Raw genomic sequence first — 628 nt, 5'->3', positions numbered from 1 at the left:
TGGTAGATATCCTTTCCATCCAATGCCGGACGGTCCAGCACCAGCACCTTGCCGTCGAAGCTCAAGGATGCCTGTTCGGCTACCTGCGCTTGCGTCAGCACCAGCTTCGCTCCCGAGTCCTCAAGCATAAAGCGTATGCGATCCACCGGGTATTCTGGATCAATCGGGACGTAGGCTCCGCCTGCTTTGAGGATCGCATAGATGCCTACGATCATTTCCAGCGAGCGCTGCACCAGAATGCCTACCGGCTGATCCGGCTGAACTCCTTCCGCGCGCAAGGTACGTGCAAGACGATTCGCGCGCTCGTTCAGCTCAGCGTAGGTCAACGATTCTGCTCCGCACAACACTGCTACTTGATCCGGCGTATTCGCTGCCTGCTGCTCGAACAGGGTGCTCAACGTTTGATCCTGTACGTATCCGGCTCCACGCATGCTATGCGCCTGCGGATCGTTGAACACCTTCAGAATCCGTTCGCTTTCTTCTGGAGTAATCAGCTCCAGCTCACCCAGCTTCACATCCGGGTTCGCCGCCACGGCTTCGGCCAGACGGATGAAGTGGCGTGTCATCCGTTCCACGGTTTCCTGTTGATACAATGCGGTCGCATATTGCAAGCCGAACTGGATGCCTG

The 628-nt window shown here is 57.2% G+C and carries 1 protein-coding gene; it reads right to left on the bottom strand.

Annotated elements, in window-relative coordinates:
- Positions 1-628, bottom strand: a 628-nt coding sequence (locus WG8_RS28375; RefSeq protein WP_007430355.1) for an AMP-binding protein, incomplete at both ends; no start/stop codon positions are given.

Origin of the sequence: Paenibacillus sp. Aloe-11, assembly GCF_000245715.1 — a bacterium.
Taxonomy (GTDB): Bacteria; Bacillota; Bacilli; order Paenibacillales; family Paenibacillaceae; genus Paenibacillus; species Paenibacillus kribbensis.
The sequence above is the reverse complement of the archived record's forward strand: the minus strand, read 5'-3'. Positions and strand labels throughout refer to the sequence as shown.